The following is a 17382-nucleotide window of genomic DNA, read 5'->3' as shown; positions in this document are numbered from 1 at the left end:
AAAAGCATGGCTGATCAACGTTATCTGGACTGGCCCTTTTTCGCGCCACGCCACCGCGAACTGGCGCAGACTCTCGACGCATGGTCGCAGCAGCACGTCGCCGACAGGCACGGCCCGGACGTCGATGCATTATGCCGTGACCTCGTGCGTGACCTCGGAACGGCTGGCTGGCTGCGCCACGCGGTGGGCGGAACGGCCCATGGCGGTAACAGCGATGACATCGACACGCGCGCCATCTGCCTGATACGCGAGACCCTGGCGCGCCACAATCCCCTTGCCGACTTCGCTTTCGCCATGCAGGGGCTGGGTTCCGGCGCAATTACCCTGTTCGGCAGCGAGGAGCACAAGCAGCAATACCTGCCCCGCGTGGCGGCCGGCACGGCGATCTCGGCCTTCGCCCTGTCGGAACCGGAGGCGGGGTCCGACGTCGCTGCGATGGAATGCACCGCGACCCGCGACGGCGACCATTATGTTCTGGACGGCGAGAAGACCTGGATTTCGAATGGCGGCATTGCCGATATCTACGTGCTGTTTGCACGCACCGGCGAGGCGCCCGGCGCGCGCGGCATTTCAGCCTTTATTGTCGAGGCCGGCACGCCGGGATTCGACATCGTCGAGCGCATAGCCGTGATAGCGCCGCATCCGCTGGCGCGGCTGAAATTTTCTGCTTGCCGTATTCCGGCTGCAAACCGCCTGGGCGATGCCGGACAAGGCTTCAAGGTGGCAATGGCCACGCTGGACATCTTCCGTACGTCGGTTGCGGCTGCGGCATTGGGCATGGCGCGGCGCGCGCTGGACGAAGCATTGCAGCGCGCCACCACCCGCAGGATGTTCGGTAAGACCCTGGCCGACTTCCAGCTGACACAGGCCAAGCTGGCGCAGATGGCCACGGGAGTGGACGCCGCGGCGCTGCTGACCTACCGCGCCGCATGGGCGCGCGACCAGGGGCAGCGCGTGACCAAGGAAGCCGCCATGGCAAAGCTGACGGCAACCGAGACTGCCCAGCAGGTGATCGATGCCGCCGTGCAGATGTTTGGCGGCCTCGGCGTGGTCAGCGGGCAGCCGGTGGAACGCCTGTACCGCGAGATCCGCTCGCTACGCATCTATGAAGGCGCGACCGAGGTGCAGCAGATGATCATCGGCCGCGAACTGCTGCGTGACGCATCGGCATGACATGAACGACGCCATCGATGCCATGCAGGAAGGCGAGAGCCCTGTCTTTGCTAAGAACGTGACAGTGCGCTTCGGCGACTGCGACCCGGCCGGGATCGTGTTCTATCCGCGTTATTTCGAGATGTTCAATAACCTGGTGGAGGACTGGTGCGCCCAGGCGCTGGGCACGAGCTTCCGCGAACTGCACCTGGAACGCGGCCTGGGCTTGCCGACCGTGCATGTCGAGACCTCCTTTGTCGCACCAAGCGAACTGGGCGAGGTGCTGCGTGCGGAATTGCGCGTGCTGAAGATCGGGGGCGCATCCGTCACGCTGCAGGTCAGGCTGGCAGGGCCGGCGGGAGAAGACCGGGTGCGCGCCGGCCTGGTGCTGGCGCTGATGAACCTGAAGGAGCGCCGCGCGGTGCCGATACCGGATCCGCTGCGCGCACGCATCGCGGCGTTTCATGTGAACACAACGAACTGAACAGGGAAAGGCAAGCTCATGGATTTTCTACAACCGCCTGGCTGGCTGCGCGCCAAAGGGTACTCGAACGGCATCTCGGCCCGCGGCCGTACGGTCGTCGTAAGCGGAATGGTAGGCTGGGACGCCGAATGCCGGTTTCAGACCGATGATTTCGCTGGCCAGGTAAGGCAGGCTCTGCAGAACATCGTGGCGGTGCTGGCACAGGGCGATGCAAAGCCTGAGCATATCGTGCGCATGACGTGGTACGTGGTGGACAAGCGGGAATACGTCAATGCCTACAAGGAGATTGGCGACGCGTATCGCGACATCATCGGGCGACACTACCCCACGATGACCGCGGTGCAGGTGGTGGCGCTGATCGAGGATCGTGCCCGGGTGGAAATCGAGGTGACGGCAATCGTTCCGGATTAAGGCTGTGCCGGGCGAGCCATCGGATCAAGTCCTAAAACGCTTTCGCAGGAAGACGCAACAGTGGACCAGGTCCTGAGCTGAGCAACGGCATGGAAAGCCTTGGCGGCCCTGGTCTGCGGCTTGGAATGAAGCCGGCACGCCGGCTGCCGCTTCAGCAACTCCGCCGACAAAGTGGAAAAGCCCCAACCCGAAAGGCGTTGAGGCTTTTGCGGTGGCCGGCGCTAACCCGGCCCTGACGTCATCGGTGAACAGTGGCGTCCGTTCATCTGGTCCGACACATTGAGCGCCTTAGCTAGCGCACCACGACGCAAATATAGTCAACGCAGGCCTGCCTTCGTCAAAATGTGCTGCCTCGTTACAGCTGTTACATAAAGAAATGGGCTTGTGGAAAAACTTGCTGTATAGGCATCTTCAAGGGTCTGCCGCCATCACTGCCAAGGCAACTGCAGACGGCAGGTTGCACGCGGCGGCATCCAAGACCCGCTCCGGCTAGCCATCGGCGCCATCAGCCACCGCTAAAACTGGTCTAGGCGCATCGCGCGAATTTAATTGGCGCTTGCATCAAAAAATATTGTTGTTAGCGTTAAGTGTTGATGTGTCACAGGCTTGTCTCCATATCCTCCGACCACCGTCCGGACGGCGAAGTCTGCCTAATATTTCACCAACATCCAACGCTAACGCCACCAGATTTACCCCCTCTGAAACCGTTTTTGGAAATTGACCGCGGTCAATTACCTAGGGCATTCCAACTTCTATCTTGCTGCTCATGCAGCGAATATCCCGACCTCACTCCATACCTCGCTGGGTAGTGTTTATCTACATCGCGAGCCTGATCGAAGCGATGGGATTGGCCATCTACTTCAAGGCGAGGATCGAAGATCTGGAGATCATAAGCATGCAGCCATCGTGGATGGAAATACAGGCGACTTCGGCCGGTAGTCCATCGCAACCTGGCTGTCTGCGCTGCTCTCCGGAGCCGAGGATGACGCAGCACGCTTCGAACAGGCACGTCCATGCGGAGCACGACCAATCCGATCGGTATCGCGGATACAGGTAAGCCCGATCTCCGTGAATTCCCATCCGGGTTGGCTGCCTGACGAGACCAAACATAAACCATAATTACGGAGACTCAAATGACGCAGGAAAAAGCTGTCGCGCCGGCCGGCGTGCGCTATCCCAATCGGTGGATGCAACTGATCATCGGCATTATATGCATGGGCCTCGTGGCGAACCTGCAATATGCCTGGACCTTGTTCGTTAGCCCAATGGAAGCCAAGAACCACTGGGGACTGCCGGGGATACAGCTCGCTTTCTCGATCTTCATCGTTGTTGAAACCTGGCTGGTGCCGATTGAAGGCTGGGCAGTAGACAAATTCGGTCCGCGCCCGGTCGTCGCCTTCGGCGCAATCATGGCTGGCCTGGGCTGGGTGATCAATTCTTTTGCCAGCAATCTCGTCATGCTGTATGCGGGAGCTGTTATCGCCGGCATCGGCGCGGGCTGTGTCTATGGCACTTGCGTCGGCAACGCGCTCAAGTGGTTTCCGGACAAGCGCGGCCTGGCGGCAGGACTGACCGCTGCCGGATTCGGCGCCGGCGCCGCAGCCACCGTTATCCCGATCGGGAATATGATCCAGGCATCCGGCTACGAACATGCCTTCCTGTTCTTCGGCATTGCGCAGGGAGCGATCATTTTCCTCCTCTCGCTGCTCCTGGTGCGACCGGTAGTGCGGCCCGGCGTCATGCCGGTGCCGAAGATCGTCGCGACCAAGGCCAACTATACTGCCGGCCAAATGATCAAGACCCCGGTCTTCTGGTTGATGTACCTGCTGTTCGTGGCAGTTGCTGCCGGCGGCCTGATGGCTACTGCGCAGATCGGGCCGATCGCCAAGGACTACGGCATCGCCAATCTGCCTGTCAGCCTGTTTGGCGTAACGCTGCCGCTGCTGACCATGACGCTGTCGATCGACAATCTGTGCAACGGCTTCACACGGCCGCTGTGCGGTTTTATTTCTGACCGGATTGGGCGTGAAAACGTGATGATGATCGTGTTCATCGGCGAGGGCTTGTCCATGCTGGGCCTGATGAAATTCGGTCATCATCCGGTCGCGTTCATGACGTTCGCAGCCCTTACCTTCCTTTTCTGGGGCGAGATCTTTTCGATCTTTCCGGCGATCTGCGCCGACACCTTTGGCGTCAAAAACGCCGCCGCCAATGCAGGCACCTTGTATACTGCGAAAGGCACCGCGGCTCTCCTGGTGCCGCTGGCCTCGCTGCTGGTTGTGAATCGCGATTGGGATCGGGTATTCATCGTTAGCGCGGTCATTACCATCAGCGCGGGCATCCTTGCACGCACCGTCCTGGCGCCGATGCGCAAGCGTGTCATCGAGGCGTCGAATGGTAAAGCCGAGAGGGAAGAGGCAAAGAGTGAAAGGAAAGAGCTGGAAGGCACAAAGGAGTATGCATGACGTTTCCGGTCATGTAGAGCCGTGGTGCGTCCGAACCAGCCAACAGCACGATGAGTAGTGATTCGACATCGGGCAGCGGAGGAAATCAGCAACATCGACGTTCCTCCGCTGAAGCAGCACAGAGCGCTCCAAGCCGGACGTGCCCTCACTGCGCCAGTGTGAATGTGCAGCGATGGGGGGCGGCAGGCGGCCTCCCGCGCTATCGCTGCACTGATTGCAAGCGCACCTTTAATCCCCTTACCGGAACCAGCCTGGCGCGCTTGCGCAGCAAGGACAAGTGGTTTCTCTTTCTCCATACGGTCACGCAGCAGAAAAGCATACGGAAAAGCGCGGAAATCTGCGGCGTCGATAACACGACCGTGCTGCGCTGGCGGGAGCGCTTCAAAGCCTGCACCGAAAGCGAGCGACGTTCCATTCTGCTGGCGCTGACTGAAACCTGCTCCACTTCCCTGCAGTCCCTGCAAACAGCGGCTTCCGAGCATGCGCCAGAGCAGGCGGTTGAACTGTTACTGACCATACTGGGCTGGCTGAGCTAGCCAGGCCGTTGCATTACTTCGGCCACTGGCTCGCCCTTGGTCCGGACCGCTAACGTGGCCCGCTTCCTCCAAGCATCAGCCTGCCATTGCCTTTTCAAGCGGCGTGGCTGGATACGACGTCGCGCAAGCGCGGCAATCTACTGGATTATCTGGATCGCGACTCCATTCGCACCAGCCTCCGTCGTAAACACTGATCCGCTTCCAGTTCATGAGCCACGCATAGAAGAAGGCCAGCGAGGCACGCCAGCCGGTGCCGCAATAAAACACCGTTTGCTTATCTGGACATATTCCTTTGGCCCGCCACATCTGGCTGATTTCGGCAGCGGCCCGCATCCTTCCATGGACATCATGGAATTCGCTCATGCTGTTGACATCGTGATCCTTCCCTGAGCGACCCCATATGGCGCCGGCAATCTCCCCCTTGGCCGGGATATAGCTATAGCCGGACGTCTCGCCGATAAATTCATTCCAGGTTCGAACACTTACCAGGCAAGCGTCAGCAGGCGCCTCCAGCAACCTCCTGGTCTGCGGCATATCAAGGAGATATTCCGGATTAGCCGGGTAATGGGCACCGAAGTTCGGTACAGCATGAAACGGGGCGGGCAACCCGTGTTCCAATGGAAGAGCCAGCCTGGTCCAGGCAGCATAGCCGCCATCGATCAAGCGCACATCATCGACGCCCATATACAGCATCAGATGTGCGGCGCGGGCAGCGGCTAATGGATTTCGTCCGTAAAGTATGACCGTGGTGTCATGACGGATTCCGCAGCCGAGCAGCAAGTCCACCAGCACCGCGTCGGCAACCTTGTTCCACAGCGGGCCATTCTCGAACTCGCTGGTGTCGATGTAGGCGGCGCCCGGAATATGCGCTTGCAAATAGGCGTCCATCGCGCCAAAGCCGATTTCCAGCAGCAGCCAGCGCTTGGCCGGAGCGGCCACGACAGATCGGCCAGCGATCAGGGCCGAAACCCATCTTGGGGAGACAAGTTGCTGCCATCGATGAAGATCCAGGCGAAAGGGGAAAGGAGTCGGTGCGTCTTGTCTATGCATGAGTAGTCATTCTTCGCCGTCTCGTCTATGCGGACGCGTGGTGATGCAGGCCGGCCAGCCTTTCCTGCAGTCATCCTGTTTCATTGAATTTACGTAATCGTTTTTCAGCCGGCATTTTACAGACTGCTGGCCAGCGTTCTGGCAATGCCTTCTGCGCAGCGAAGCGGCGGGCTGGCGTCTGTCCGATACATGGCAGGGAATGTAACGGGGAAAGTGACCGGTTCTCTATACCGAAACCTGGCTCGTGCCGTCTCGCCAGGCAACTGCAGTGAGGTTGGTTTTACCAGTTGACCAAAACGTAATCAATGAAGTATGGTTATTTCAGTGGCCCAGAGCAGAGAATTCGGCCACCTCTATAAAAAAGAACCTTAAGGAGTGAGACATATGACCGCGTCTGTACGGGCCGGGATTTTCCGCCCTGATTCTTTCCCCCAGCAAGATTCCTGCATCAGAGCCTGCGTTCGGGGCCTTGGCGTGCTGCTGGCTTTCTCCACCTTCATCGTGGCCTCCGCCCCGGCCTCTGCTCAAGAAAAGACCATCAAGATAGGTGTGCCTACTGCAATGCAGCTGCAAGTGGGACGAGACACCCAGGACGCAATCAAGATAGCGATGGACGAGGTCAACGCCAAGGGCGGTGTGCTCGGGCGCAAGCTTGAAATGACGGTTGCTGACGAAACGGAGAACCCGGAGACCGGCATCAGCGCCATCAAGAAACTCACAGCCGATGAAAAGGCCGATGTATTAATCGGCGGCTATACCAGTGGCGTGACGCTGGCTCAACTGCCGCACATATCTACCGCGAAAACCATTTATCTCGGCGTCGGGGCGGCGTCGCCCGCCATCACTGCAAAGGTGAAGCAGGACTACGACAAGTACAAGTACATCTTCCGCGTGGGGCCGATCAATGCTGCCCATCAGGCGCGGCAACTGGTTGGTTTCATCTCGGGGATGCTGATCGGCGAGCTTCAGTACAAGAAGCTTGCCATCATCGGCGAGAATGCGAAGTGGGTGCAGGACCTGGTGCCGATTCTGAAGAAGGGCGCCAGCGAAGTCGGCGCGGATATCCGCATGACTGAATTCTTCGACGCCAGCACATCCGACTTTTCGCCCCTGCTGTCCAAGGTGCGCGCCAGCGAAGCCCAGTTCCTGCTGGTCATACTATCCCATGCGTCCAGCGATACCTTCGCCAAGCAATGGTACGACGCGCGCGTGCCCATTCCTTATGGAGGAATCGACGTCAAGAGCATGGACGGCGATTTCTTCGACAGGGTCGGCGGCAAGGCCATCAGCGAAGTGGCGGCGAACTTTGCAGTGCGGGCGCCATTGACCCCGAAGACAGTGCCGTTCTTCGACGAGTTCAAGAAACGCACCGGCAGGGTGCCGGTCTACACCGCGTTCGGTGCCTATGATGCGGTCCATGCCTATGCGCAGGCGGCCGAAAGTGCCAAGAGCCTGGATGCGGATGCTGTCATCAAGGCGCTCGAGAAAACCTCGATCGCCGGGGTTGCCGGCACCATGGAATTCGATGAGAACCATGATGTAAAGGCCGGCGGCAAGAACATGAACCTGTTGTTTGTCCAATGGCAGGACAAGGGTAATCGCGTGGTGCTGTGGCCCAAGGAATTACGCACCGGACAGTTCACGCTGCCTCCCTGGATGAGCAAGTAAGCGGCGTCAGCCACTGCCCGTGCGCCAACAATGGCACGGTCGGTGGCGGCATCGTAACAAACCATTCCACATAGCCGAGTTGGACCCGCCGTCGAGACGCCGGGCGCCGGCGTACGCCTTTTGCAAGCCTTGATCATGGCTTGACTGGCGCGCCAATCGAATTGCCGCCACACCGGCCGTACGCGGACGATGCCGCTTCAATGCGCCGCAGCCGGTTCAGCCTTATTCAGGAGATGACCTTGCTGGAAATTCTGATTTTCGGCGCCGTGACCGGCGCCATCTACGCCATGCTTGCCGTCGGCTTCACGCTGATTTTTGGTGTTGCCAGGGTGCTTAATCTGGCGCATGGATCGTTTTATGCGCTTGGGGCCTACGGCGCCTATGCGCTGACGTCGTCGGCCAAGCTGCCGCTCTGGCTGGCCGCCATCGTGACCGTGGCCGCAGTGGCGCTGTTTGGCGTCGTCGTGGAACGGGTCTTCATCCGTCCGATGCGCACTTCACAACTGGCGGTGCTGATGATTTCACTGGCTGTTGCGCTGGTGGTGGAGCAAATGCTGTTCCTCGTGTTCGGCTCGGAATACCGCAACGTCCCGTCCTTCGTCGATACCAAGGTCAGCATCGGCGGCGTGGATGTCGCCGGACAGCGCCTGCTGGCGCTGGTGGTCAGCGCCCTGGCGATCGGCGCCCTGTACCTGTTCATCCAGATGTCGCGCCTGGGCAGCGCGATACTGGCCATCTCGCAGGACCCGGAAGCGGCGCAGTACATGGGCATTCCGAGCGACCGCATCTTTTCCCTGGTGATGGCATTGTCGGCGGCGCTGGCAGCCCTGGCGGGCATCATGGCCGGCCCCTTCCTGTCGGTGAATCCGTCCATGCACCTGCTGCCTATCGTCAAGGCGTTTGCCATCGTGGTGGTGGGTGGCCTCGGATCGATACCGGGCAGCATACTGGCTGCATTCATGCTGGGCTATGCGGAGACCCTGGTGGCCTATCTGGGCTCAAGCTCTTGGACCGAGATCGTTTCCGTGCTTGCCACGCTCCTGATGCTCGTCCTGCGTCCGGCGGGCTTCTTCGGCCGGCGCGCCGCATTTTAACTTCGGGATGGCGACCATGAACAATCCGCGATACAGGAATATCGACCGCGTCGGCGCCATCGTGGCACTCGGCGTGCTGGCCGTATTGCCGCTCATCTTCGGCGGGCGCTATCTGGTCGGCGTGCTGACCGTGGCGGCGATTTACGGCATCTGGGCGGTCAGCTGGGACTTCATGTCCGGTCTCACCGGGCGGGAAAATTTCGGCCATTCGCTCTTCATCGGCGTCGGCGCCTACACGGCCGGCTTCATGAACACGGTATTCGGCTTCGGTCCATGGTGGAGCCTGCCGGCATCCATGCTGGTGGCCGTGGTTTTCTCGCTCGTCATGGGCCTTCCCACGCTGAGGCTGAAGGGCCCCTACTTTGCGCTGGCCATGCTCTCGGGCGCCGTAATCATGCAGCGCCTGATGCTTATCTTCTGGGAATATACCGGCGGCGAGGAAGGGATACAGGGCATCGAGCCCCTGCTGTCGTCCCCGCTGCATTTCTACTGGTTCGTGCTCGCCGTGCTGGCGCTGGTCACCGCGCTTCTGGTCGCCCTGGCCCGCTCGAACTGGGGGCTGATTCTGAAGGCCATTCGCGGCGACGAGGCGACCTGTCTCGCCGCCGGCTTGAACATCACCTTCTACAAGATCGCCTCGCTAGCCATCAGCGCGGCCTTCGCTGGACTCGGCGGCGCCTTGTATGCCCATTATCAGTTGCAGGTGAGCCCGCAGCTGTTTGCAGTGGTGACCTCGATCACGATCATCACCATGGTCTATGTGGGCGGCATGGCGTCCATCTACGGCGCGGTCGGCGGCGCCCTGCTGCTGACCCTGATGACCGAGCTCCTGCGTGATTTCGGCGAATGGCGGCTGATGATATACAGCCTGGTCCTGATCGCTATCCTGTTCTTCCTGCCTACCGGGCTGGTCGCGCCCATCTGGCAGAAAGTCCGGCAGCGCCTGTCGGGCAGATCGCAGGATGCGCAGCCGCAGGCGCCGGCGAAGCCGGCGGCTCCGGCCGGAAAGACAGGCAGATCGGCCCTGGATGGCGAGATGGTCGGCAAGGGAGAAACGATATGACACTGCTTTCCGTCAGGGACCTCGACAAGCGCTTCGGCGGCCTGCATGCCGTCAAGCACGTGAGCATGGACGTGGAGCGCGGCGAAATCGTTGGCATCCTTGGGCCGAACGGCGCCGGCAAGACCACCCTGTACAACCTTCTCACCGGCTTCATACCGGCCGACAGCGGCACGGTGACGCTGAATGGCCGCTCGCTGCGCGGCATTGCGCCTCACCGCATCGTGGGCCTCGGCATTGCACGCACGTTCCAGTTATGCCGGCCCTTCGTCGGCATGACGCTTCTGGAAAACGTGCGGGTCGGCAGCCTGGGGCCGCGGGTTCCCGCCTGCGACCTCGATGCGAGAGCGCGCGCGCTGCTGGCCGACGTCGGCCTGTCCGGCAAGGAAGAAGTGTTCGCGGAGCGGCTTTCCTATGGGGACCAGCGGCGCCTGGAAATAGCGCGCGCCCTGGCGACGGAACCCGAACTGCTGCTGCTGGACGAGCCCTTTGCCGGATTGGGTTCCAGCGAGATCGAGGAATTGTCCGTCCTGATACGCCGGCTGCATCAGGAAAAGGGACTCACCATCCTGCTCATTGAACACAAGCTGCGCGAGTTCATGAAGCTGGTGTCGCGGGTGGTCGCCATTGACTTCGGCGAAGTCATCGCCACCGGAACGCCGGCCGAGATCGTCGCGAATCCACGCGTCATCGAAGCCTATATAGGCCGCCAGGAGACCGAGAATGTTGCTTGAGATAGAACACCTTAGCGCAACCTATGGCAAGGCGACCGCGCTGGAAGACATCAGCATGCACGTCGAGCGCGGCGAACTGGTTGCTGTCCTTGGCCCCAACGGCGCCGGCAAGACCACGCTGCTCAAGGCCATTTCACGTTCGGTTGCATCGCAGGGCAGGCTCGACTTCGACGGCGCCTCTCTGAACGGCCTGCCGGCGCATGCGGTAGTGGGGCGCGGCATCTGCCATTGCCCGGAAGGCCGGCGGCTGTTCACGGAACTGACCGTGAAAAAGAACCTGCTGCTCGGCGCCTATCTGCGCAAAGACCGCGTCGCCATAGAGCGCGACTACCAGCGCGTGGTTGAACTTTTTCCCATCCTCAAGGAGCGCGCTTCACAGGTGGTCAGCACCCTGTCCGGCGGGCAGCAGCAGATGGTGGCCATCGGCCGCGCCTTGATGGGCGCGCCCAAGCTGCTCCTTCTTGACGAGCCATCGGTCGGCATCGCTCATCGGCTGAAGATGGAAATCTTCGATGCCATCCACACGATACGGGAAAGCGGCGTAGCCATCCTGATGGCCGAGCAGGATGCGCAGTCGGCGCTGCGCATTGCCGACCGCGTCTATGTGCTCGAACACGGACAGGTGGCCCAGAGCGGCAGCGCCGCCGATATGGCCGCCGACAACCGGATCCGGCAGATTTATCTGGGCGTCGCCTGAATGAGCACGGACGATTGGCCCCTGTGACTGGCCGCTTGCCTTATGCGGACTGATACCTCCCTTTCCAAAGGCTTTCCATGAGCATTAAAGATGTGTCGCTGGAAGATAAGTACACGCTGGAGAACGGCCGTGTTTTCCTGACCGGCGTGCAGGCGCTGGTTCGCCTGCCCCTTACCCAGAAGCTGCGGGACAGCCGCAACGGCCTCAACACGGCCGGCTACATCTCGGGCTATCGCGGGTCTCCGCTGGGCACCTACGATGGCGAACTCGGCAAGGCCGCCAGGCATCTCCAGGCAGCCGATATACGCTTCGTGCCTGGCGTGAATGAAGACCTTGCCGCTACCGCGGTATGGGGCACGCAACAGGCGGAGATCGGCGGCGAGGGCAAGTTCGACGGCGTATTTTCCATCTGGTATGGCAAGGGCCCCGGGGTGGACCGCTCTGGCGATGCCTTCAGGCATGGCAACCTCGCGGGCACTGCCAGGCATGGCGGCGTGCTGGTCCTGATGGGGGACGATCATACTTGCGAATCGTCCACCACCTGCCATCAATCGGAGTTTGCGCTGGTGGACGCCAGCATCCCGGTTCTCAGCCCTTCTGGCGTCAGGGAACTGCTTGAATACGGCCTGTATGGATGGGCGCTGTCGCGCTACGCCGGTTGCTGGGTCGGCATGAAATGCGTAAAGGAAAACGCCGATGCCTCCGGTTCGGTGGAGTTGAACCCGGTGCTGGAAATCCATGAGCCGAAGGATATGGCGCTGCCGGCCGACGGCCTCAATATCCGGCTGCCGGATACGCCGCATGCGCAGGAATTCAGGCTGCACAACTACAAGATGGATGCGGTGCGCGCATTCGTGCGGGCCAACCGGCTCGATCGCATCACGCACGACAGCGCGGACGCGAAGATCGGGATCATCACCCATGGCAAGAGCTACCTCGATGTGCTGCAGGCATTCGAGGACCTGGGCCTTTCCGAGTCGCAGCTGGCGCTGGCCGGCGTGCGTCTCTACAAGGTGGCATGCACCTGGCCGCTGGAACCGGAGGGCGTCAGGGCGTTTGCCGCGGGGCTGGACATGGTCATCGTGGTGGAGGAAAAGCGCAGCCTGCTGGAAGCGCAGCTCAAGGAAATCCTGTATGGCTCCCCTGCCGCCCCGCGCATCGTCGGCAAGAAGGATGAAACGGGCCGCACCCTGTTTCAGCCCGAGATGGCGCTCGATTCCGTGCAGGTCGCCGTCGCCATCGGCGAACGGCTGGCGGCGCGCCATCAGATAACCGGGCTTCAGGAGCGGGTCGACATGCTGCGCAGTCTGCGCGAAGCAGTACCGCATGCCGAGCCGCTTCTGCGTACGCCCTATTTCTGTAGCGGCTGCCCGCACAACTCATCGACCGTTGTGCCGGAAGGCAGCAAGGCGTACGCCGGCATCGGCTGCAGCTGGATGGCGCAGCTGATGGACCGCCAGACCATGGGCTATACCCAAATGGGTGGCGAAGGCATGGCATGGGTGGGCGAGGCGCCTTTTTCAAAACGCACGCACATGTTCCAGAATATCGGCGACGGCACTTATTTCCATTCCGGGCTGCTGGCCATCCGGGCGGCGGTTGCTGCAGGCACCAACATTACCTACAAGGTGCTGTTCAATGATGCCGTTGCGATGACGGGCGGCCAGAAGCATGACGGCCCGCTCACCCCGGCAATCATTACGCGCCAGGTGCATGCGGAAGGCGTGACCAGGGTGGCCGTGGTGACCGACGATCCGGGTAAATACACGTCCTCTGAGCAATGGGCGCCGGGCGTCTCGATACATCATCGCGATGAGCTCGATGCCGTGCAGCGCGAACTGCGCGACGTCAGCGGCGTGAGCGTGCTGGTGTATGACCAGACATGCGCGGCGGAGAAGCGGCGTCGTCGCAAGAAGCAGCTTCTTGCCGACCCGCCAAAGAGAATGGTCATCAACGAGCTGGTATGCGAAGGCTGCGGCGACTGTGGCGTGAAGTCCAACTGCGTGTCGGTGGTGCCGGTCGAAACCGAATTCGGGCGCAAGCGCCGCATCGACCAGTCTGCCTGCAACAAGGACTTCTCATGCAACAAGGGTTTTTGCCCCAGCTTCGTGACGGTCCACGGCGGCCAGTTGCGCAAGCAGCTCGCGCTGGAACAGAAGACGGACATCTTCTCCGCATTGCCCGAGCCGGTGCTGCCGTCGCTCGAGAAAGGCCTGTACTCGATGCTCATTACCGGCGTGGGCGGCACGGGCGTGATCACGATAGGCGCGGTGCTCGGCATGGCCGCCCATATGGAAGGCAAGGGCTGCGGCATTCTCGACATGGCAGGCATGGCGCAAAAAGGCGGCTCAGTCTGGTCGCACCTGCGCTTCGGCGCGTCACCTGACGATATCAAGGCGATCCGGGTTGCCAGCGGCGGGGCGGATCTGGTGCTGGGTTGCGATATGGTGGTTTCCGCCAGCAACAAGACGCTGGCGGTTGTCAGGCATGGCGCCACGCGCATGGTGATCAATACCCACGAGATGATGACCGGCGACTTCACCCGTCGCCCGGACCTGCGGTTTCCGGCAGAATCGCTGCGGCAGAACATCCAAGCGGCCGCGGGCGGGCAACTGGCAGAGTTCGTCGATGCAACCAGACTGGCGACGGCGATTCATGGCGACGCGATTGCCGCCAACATGTTCATGCTGGGTTACGCTTACCAGCGCGGCCTGATACCGGTTTCCGCAGAAGCAATCAGCCAGGCTATCGCATTGAACGGCGCGGCAGTGAGGATGAATCAGGAGGCGTTCCTGTGGGGACGCCGCGCCGCACATGATTTGAAGACCGTGGACGCACTCACGGCGCGCAATCAGCGCGGCACTGCTGCTTCGCAGCACAAGCTTTCGGCCAGTGTCGAGGAACTGATGGCAACGCGTGAACAGTTCCTTACCGAGTATCAGAATGCCGGGTATGCCGCTCGCTATGTCGCCCTCGTCAACAGCGTGCGCGACTGGGAATCGAAGCGGTTTTCAGGAAAGTCGCAGATTGCCGAGGCGGTAGCCCGTCATTACTTCAAGTTGATGGCCTACAAGGATGAGTACGAGGTGGCGCGGCTGCAGTCGGACCCGAAGTTCATAGATGAGTTGAAACAGCAGTTCGAAGGCGATTTCCGGATTTCCTTCAACCTTGCGCCGCCCGGTATTGCGCAGAAAGATCCGCGTTCCGGCGAATCGAGGAAAAAGGAATTCGGATCCTGGATGCTGCCTGTGTTGCGGGTGCTGGCCGGGCTGCGGTTCCTGCGTGGCACGCCGCTGGACCCGTTTGGCCATACCGCCGAGCGCCGTACCGAACGCGACCTGATACAAAAGTACGAGCAGACCGTGGCCCTCATTCTGGAGAAGACCACGCCGGCACATTACGAGACTGCGGTAAGACTGGCCTCTGTTCCTGAACTCATCCGGGGGTACGGGCATGTCAAGCACGCCAGCCTTCAGCAGGCAGAGGCCGCATGGTCGGAGGCTGCGCAGCAGCTGCAACAGCCGGCCGTGATCGAACTGCATCGTGCGGCATGAGGCCTGGCAGGCAGCCGTGCCGTCCTGCGGTCATGTAAAGAAGGCAGACGCTTTCACTCCGTAGAGAAGGCATGGCATGGGGCCTGGCGTCGGCGCGGCGAGGCCGGCACATCGATTCGGCAGGGCGGCGTTTTTCCAAGGCGCAGCCGTCTGGCGATCATCAATGACGGCGCAAAGTGCTTGCCAACGCTGGCAAAAGCCCGGCCGGCGGCGTCAAACAACACGCGCAGCGACATCGCGCGCGGTGGCATGCAAGTGTTCGTAGGGCACCGCGCCCTGCAGCGGCGCCGCGGTCTCCAGCGGCGCACCGGCACGCCGCACCAGCATCAGCGGTACGCCGGTCATGCCCAGCGCCTGCGCCTGGCGTTCGTCCTGCAACACCTGCTGCGTATAGCGGCCTTCGTCAAGCGCCGCTTGCAGCGCCGCGCCATCCAGGCCGCTTTCCTGCGCCAGCCTCAGCAGTTCGGCGCTGTCGCCGATATCCCTGCCCTGCTCGAAAAATCCGCGGAACAGCGCCAGGTGCATCGCGTCGAACCTGCCGGCATCCCGGGCAAACGCGACTGCTTCAAAGGCCTTGCGGCTGCGCGGCTGCACCGGCGGCAGTTGGATGCGCATGCCCAGCCGCTGGGCCATCGGATAGACCGAGCGGTTCCAGACGGTGTGCAGATACTCTCCGTCCGGGTCGAGGGTCGGCACCGGGTCGGGGCGCAGTTCGAATGCATGCCAGCGCACCTCCAGTTGCGGTCCAAACGCCTGCTGCAGCCGGTTCACGGCGGGCAGTTCGAGGTAACAGAAGGGGCAGACATAGTCGCTCCAGATATCGAGCGCGATACGGTTGTCCTGGGACATGGCGGTTTCCAATCATTCAGTTGCCTGGTCGATCGAAAGACAGCGGGAATAGCCGCTTGTTCCGCCGCGCCGATGCGGCACCCGAGACGCGCAAAGCCAGCACAGCAAAAATCCAATCCCATCCTCCTGCTTACAGGGAATTGCCAACCACGTCATCACGCTGGTGCCAAGCGGGTCCCGTACGAAGAAATAGGCGGACGTTGACGGCTTCCATGCCCGGCGCGGGCGATCCATGCAGCCGGCCGTCAGCGAACCGGCGGAATACAAACCGCCTGCGTCAGCGTACAAGCAAAGTCCCTTGCCGGGAAAAGAGAATAATGAAACACCTGCTCAACATAGCTGTCATTTACTGAAGAGAGAACCGATGGACATCATCCCACTGAGCATTCAAGCCGGGTTCTGGGGGTTTGTCGCCGGCGGCGCGCTGCTGGTCGGCGCCGTGATCGCCTACTTCATCCACGTGCCGCAACGGCTGATCGCCGCGGTGATGGCATTCGGCAGCGGCGTGCTGATTTCGGCGCTGTCGTTCGAACTGATGGATGAAGCCTACGAAACCGGCGGCTTTGCGGCAACCGCATTCGGCTTCCTGCTGGGCGCTACCGTCTTCACTGCCGCAAACTGGCTCATCAACAGGCATGGCGCCCAGCACCGGAAGAGGTCGGGAGGCCAGCAGCCATCGGAAAAGGAAACCGCTGGCAGCGGCATGGCAATCGCCATTGGCGCCCTGCTGGACGGCATTCCGGAATCCATCGTGATTGGTCTGAGCATGCTCAAGGGCGGCACGGTCAGCATGGTCGCCGTCGTAGCGATCTTCCTGTCCAACATTCCTGAAGGCCTGTCGAGCGCGGCCGGCATGAAGAAGGCCGGCCGTAGCGCCACTTATATCTTCGGCATATGGGGCGGCATCGCCCTTGCTTCGGGTGCGGCGGCGCTGGTCGGCTACCATGTTTTTCAGGGATTTTCTCCGGAAGTCGTCGCCGCCACCACTGCCATCGCGGCAGGCGCCATCCTGGCCATGCTGGTCGACACCATGATCCCGGAAGCGTTTGAAGTGGCCCATACTCTTGCCGGACTGATCACCGTGGCCGGCTTCCTGACCGCCTTCATGCTTAGCAAGATGGGAAGCTGAGAGCGTGGTACCGCCCGCCACTGTTCTGCAGCGTGTGGGATGGGTCTGGCCCGTTTTCCAGGACAAATTGCCTGAGGGTGATTTTGGACGGCGAGCTGCGTTGAGTCAGGAACACTGGCTTGCTGCCTAGTGAAGGCGAGTCGCCATCGGGCACGAGGCGTAGTCCGATTGTCCATGCCTCGATAACCTTTTGCATCGTCAAGCGATGCGCTTCCGTCGGCACGGTGAAATGGGTCGGCAGCCGCACTGCGCGCATCAACTGCCAGCTTCCAGTTTCCCACCCTTTCCCTCTTTCAATTCCCCCCACTTCCTGAACGATTGCCAGCAGGATTTGCCGTCGTCATTTTTTCGCAAACACAAGAAATATGGGCCGCCAGAAGCCATCCGGCACTGGGCTTTTTGAAGTTATCAAGGTATGTAAAAAGCACGGTAAAATCTGCCCTTCCTGATAATCTTTGTTACGAAGTTCCGTAAATCAAGGACTTACCGTGCTTCAATC

14 protein-coding genes are annotated in these 17382 nt (G+C 61.1%); 12 read left to right on the top strand and 2 right to left on the bottom strand.

The genetic code is table 11. The features are described 5' to 3' along the window. Window positions 1-6: 6 nt before the first annotated feature. The 5 genes from ABC383_RS24760 to ABC383_RS24740 all read left to right on the top strand — a co-directional run bounded on the left by ABC383_RS24760 (window position 7) and on the right by ABC383_RS24740 (window position 5048). Window positions 7-1173 carry an acyl-CoA dehydrogenase family protein gene (locus ABC383_RS24760; protein WP_413018189.1) on the top strand — a complete coding sequence of 389 codons (1167 nt, stop codon included), beginning with the start codon at window positions 7-9 and terminating at the stop codon, window positions 1171-1173. A 1-nt stretch (window position 1174) separates the two neighbouring features. Next, window positions 1175-1636: an acyl-CoA thioesterase gene (locus ABC383_RS24755; protein WP_413018187.1), complete on the top strand. Its 462-nt coding sequence runs from the start codon at window positions 1175-1177 to the stop codon at window positions 1634-1636. Window positions 1637-1654: 18 nt separating this feature from the next. Then, window positions 1655-2047: a RidA family protein gene (locus ABC383_RS24750; protein WP_413018186.1), complete on the top strand. Its 393-nt coding sequence runs from the start codon at window positions 1655-1657 to the stop codon at window positions 2045-2047. A gap of 1133 nt (window positions 2048-3180) precedes the next feature. Beyond that, window positions 3181-4512 carry an oxalate/formate MFS antiporter gene (oxlT, locus tag ABC383_RS24745; protein WP_413018184.1) on the top strand — a complete coding sequence of 444 codons (1332 nt, stop codon included), beginning with the start codon at window positions 3181-3183 and terminating at the stop codon, window positions 4510-4512. Between the two features lie 50 nt (window positions 4513-4562). Beyond that, window positions 4563-5048 (top strand): transposase, encoded by a 486-nt coding sequence (locus ABC383_RS24740; RefSeq protein ID WP_459564719.1) that lies wholly within the window; start codon window positions 4563-4565, stop codon window positions 5046-5048. A gap of 75 nt (window positions 5049-5123) precedes the next feature. Here the strand turns inward: ABC383_RS24740 and ABC383_RS24735 are convergent, their stop codons facing one another. Continuing rightward, the gene (locus ABC383_RS24735) at window positions 5124-6098 is read right to left on the bottom strand and encodes a sulfurtransferase (RefSeq protein ID WP_413018180.1); all 975 of its coding nucleotides are present in this window, start codon (window positions 6096-6098) and stop codon (window positions 5124-5126) included. Between the two features lie 384 nt (window positions 6099-6482). Between ABC383_RS24735 and ABC383_RS24730 the strand changes: the two genes are divergently transcribed. The 6 genes from ABC383_RS24730 to ABC383_RS24705 all read left to right on the top strand — a co-directional run bounded on the left by ABC383_RS24730 (window position 6483) and on the right by ABC383_RS24705 (window position 14905). Next, window positions 6483-7766 carry an ABC transporter substrate-binding protein gene (locus ABC383_RS24730; protein ID WP_413018178.1) on the top strand — a complete coding sequence of 428 codons (1284 nt, stop codon included), beginning with the start codon at window positions 6483-6485 and terminating at the stop codon, window positions 7764-7766. Window positions 7767-8005: 239 nt separating this feature from the next. After that, window positions 8006-8860 carry a branched-chain amino acid ABC transporter permease gene (locus ABC383_RS24725; RefSeq protein ID WP_413018176.1) on the top strand — a complete coding sequence of 285 codons (855 nt, stop codon included), beginning with the start codon at window positions 8006-8008 and terminating at the stop codon, window positions 8858-8860. Window positions 8861-8876: 16 nt separating this feature from the next. Continuing rightward, entirely contained in the window at window positions 8877-9923 is a 1047-nt protein-coding gene (locus tag ABC383_RS24720; RefSeq protein ID WP_413018174.1) for a branched-chain amino acid ABC transporter permease, read from the top strand. Beyond that, complete coding sequence (locus ABC383_RS24715; protein ID WP_413018172.1) at window positions 9920-10654, top strand: ABC transporter ATP-binding protein; 735 nt, start codon at window positions 9920-9922, stop codon at window positions 10652-10654. Before ABC383_RS24720 ends, ABC383_RS24715 begins: the two co-directional genes overlap by 4 nt. Then, complete coding sequence (locus ABC383_RS24710; protein WP_413018170.1) at window positions 10644-11351, top strand: ABC transporter ATP-binding protein; 708 nt, start codon at window positions 10644-10646, stop codon at window positions 11349-11351. Before ABC383_RS24715 ends, ABC383_RS24710 begins: the two co-directional genes overlap by 11 nt. A 77-nt stretch (window positions 11352-11428) precedes the next feature. Next, on the top strand, window positions 11429-14905 hold the full coding sequence (locus tag ABC383_RS24705) for an indolepyruvate ferredoxin oxidoreductase family protein (protein ID WP_413018168.1): 3477 nt from the start codon (window positions 11429-11431) through the stop codon (window positions 14903-14905). A gap of 213 nt (window positions 14906-15118) precedes the next feature. Here ABC383_RS24705 and ABC383_RS24700 read toward each other — a convergent pair whose 3' ends face one another. Further along, window positions 15119-15754: a DsbA family oxidoreductase gene (locus ABC383_RS24700; RefSeq protein WP_413018166.1), complete on the bottom strand. Its 636-nt coding sequence runs from the start codon at window positions 15752-15754 to the stop codon at window positions 15119-15121. A 364-nt stretch (window positions 15755-16118) separates the two neighbouring features. On the opposite strand from ABC383_RS24700, the gene ABC383_RS24695 reads away from it, so the two are divergent. Then, window positions 16119-16883: a ZIP family metal transporter gene (locus ABC383_RS24695; protein ID WP_413018164.1), complete on the top strand. Its 765-nt coding sequence runs from the start codon at window positions 16119-16121 to the stop codon at window positions 16881-16883. Window positions 16884-17382: the final 499 nt, after the last annotated feature.

This window comes from Noviherbaspirillum phoenicis (assembly GCF_047237965.1).
GTDB lineage: Bacteria > Pseudomonadota > Gammaproteobacteria > Burkholderiales > Burkholderiaceae_D > Noviherbaspirillum_A.
This window is presented reverse-complemented; position numbering and strand designations above follow the sequence as displayed.

What these genes read in the sequence shown, in the direction of transcription:
- ABC383_RS24760 (WP_413018189.1), top strand. Translation starts at nt 7, where the DNA reads ATGGCTGATCAACGTTATCTGGACTGGCCCTTTTTCGCGCCACGCCAC.
- ABC383_RS24755 (WP_413018187.1), top strand. Translation starts at nt 1,175, where the DNA reads ATGAACGACGCCATCGATGCCATGCAGGAAGGCGAGAGCCCTGTCTTT.
- ABC383_RS24750 (WP_413018186.1), top strand. Translation starts at nt 1,655, where the DNA reads ATGGATTTTCTACAACCGCCTGGCTGGCTGCGCGCCAAAGGGTACTCG.
- oxlT (WP_413018184.1), top strand. Translation starts at nt 3,181, where the DNA reads ATGACGCAGGAAAAAGCTGTCGCGCCGGCCGGCGTGCGCTATCCCAAT.
- ABC383_RS24740 (WP_459564719.1), top strand. Translation starts at nt 4,563, where the DNA reads ATGAGTAGTGATTCGACATCGGGCAGCGGAGGAAATCAGCAACATCGA.
- ABC383_RS24735 (WP_413018180.1), bottom strand. Translation starts at nt 6,098, where the DNA reads ATGCATAGACAAGACGCACCGACTCCTTTCCCCTTTCGCCTGGATCTT.
- ABC383_RS24730 (WP_413018178.1), top strand. Translation starts at nt 6,483, where the DNA reads ATGACCGCGTCTGTACGGGCCGGGATTTTCCGCCCTGATTCTTTCCCC.
- ABC383_RS24720 (WP_413018174.1), top strand. Translation starts at nt 8,877, where the DNA reads ATGAACAATCCGCGATACAGGAATATCGACCGCGTCGGCGCCATCGTG.
- ABC383_RS24715 (WP_413018172.1), top strand. Translation starts at nt 9,920, where the DNA reads ATGACACTGCTTTCCGTCAGGGACCTCGACAAGCGCTTCGGCGGCCTG.
- ABC383_RS24710 (WP_413018170.1), top strand. Translation starts at nt 10,644, where the DNA reads ATGTTGCTTGAGATAGAACACCTTAGCGCAACCTATGGCAAGGCGACC.
- ABC383_RS24705 (WP_413018168.1), top strand. Translation starts at nt 11,429, where the DNA reads ATGAGCATTAAAGATGTGTCGCTGGAAGATAAGTACACGCTGGAGAAC.
- ABC383_RS24700 (WP_413018166.1), bottom strand. Translation starts at nt 15,754, where the DNA reads ATGTCCCAGGACAACCGTATCGCGCTCGATATCTGGAGCGACTATGTC.
- ABC383_RS24695 (WP_413018164.1), top strand. Translation starts at nt 16,119, where the DNA reads ATGGACATCATCCCACTGAGCATTCAAGCCGGGTTCTGGGGGTTTGTC.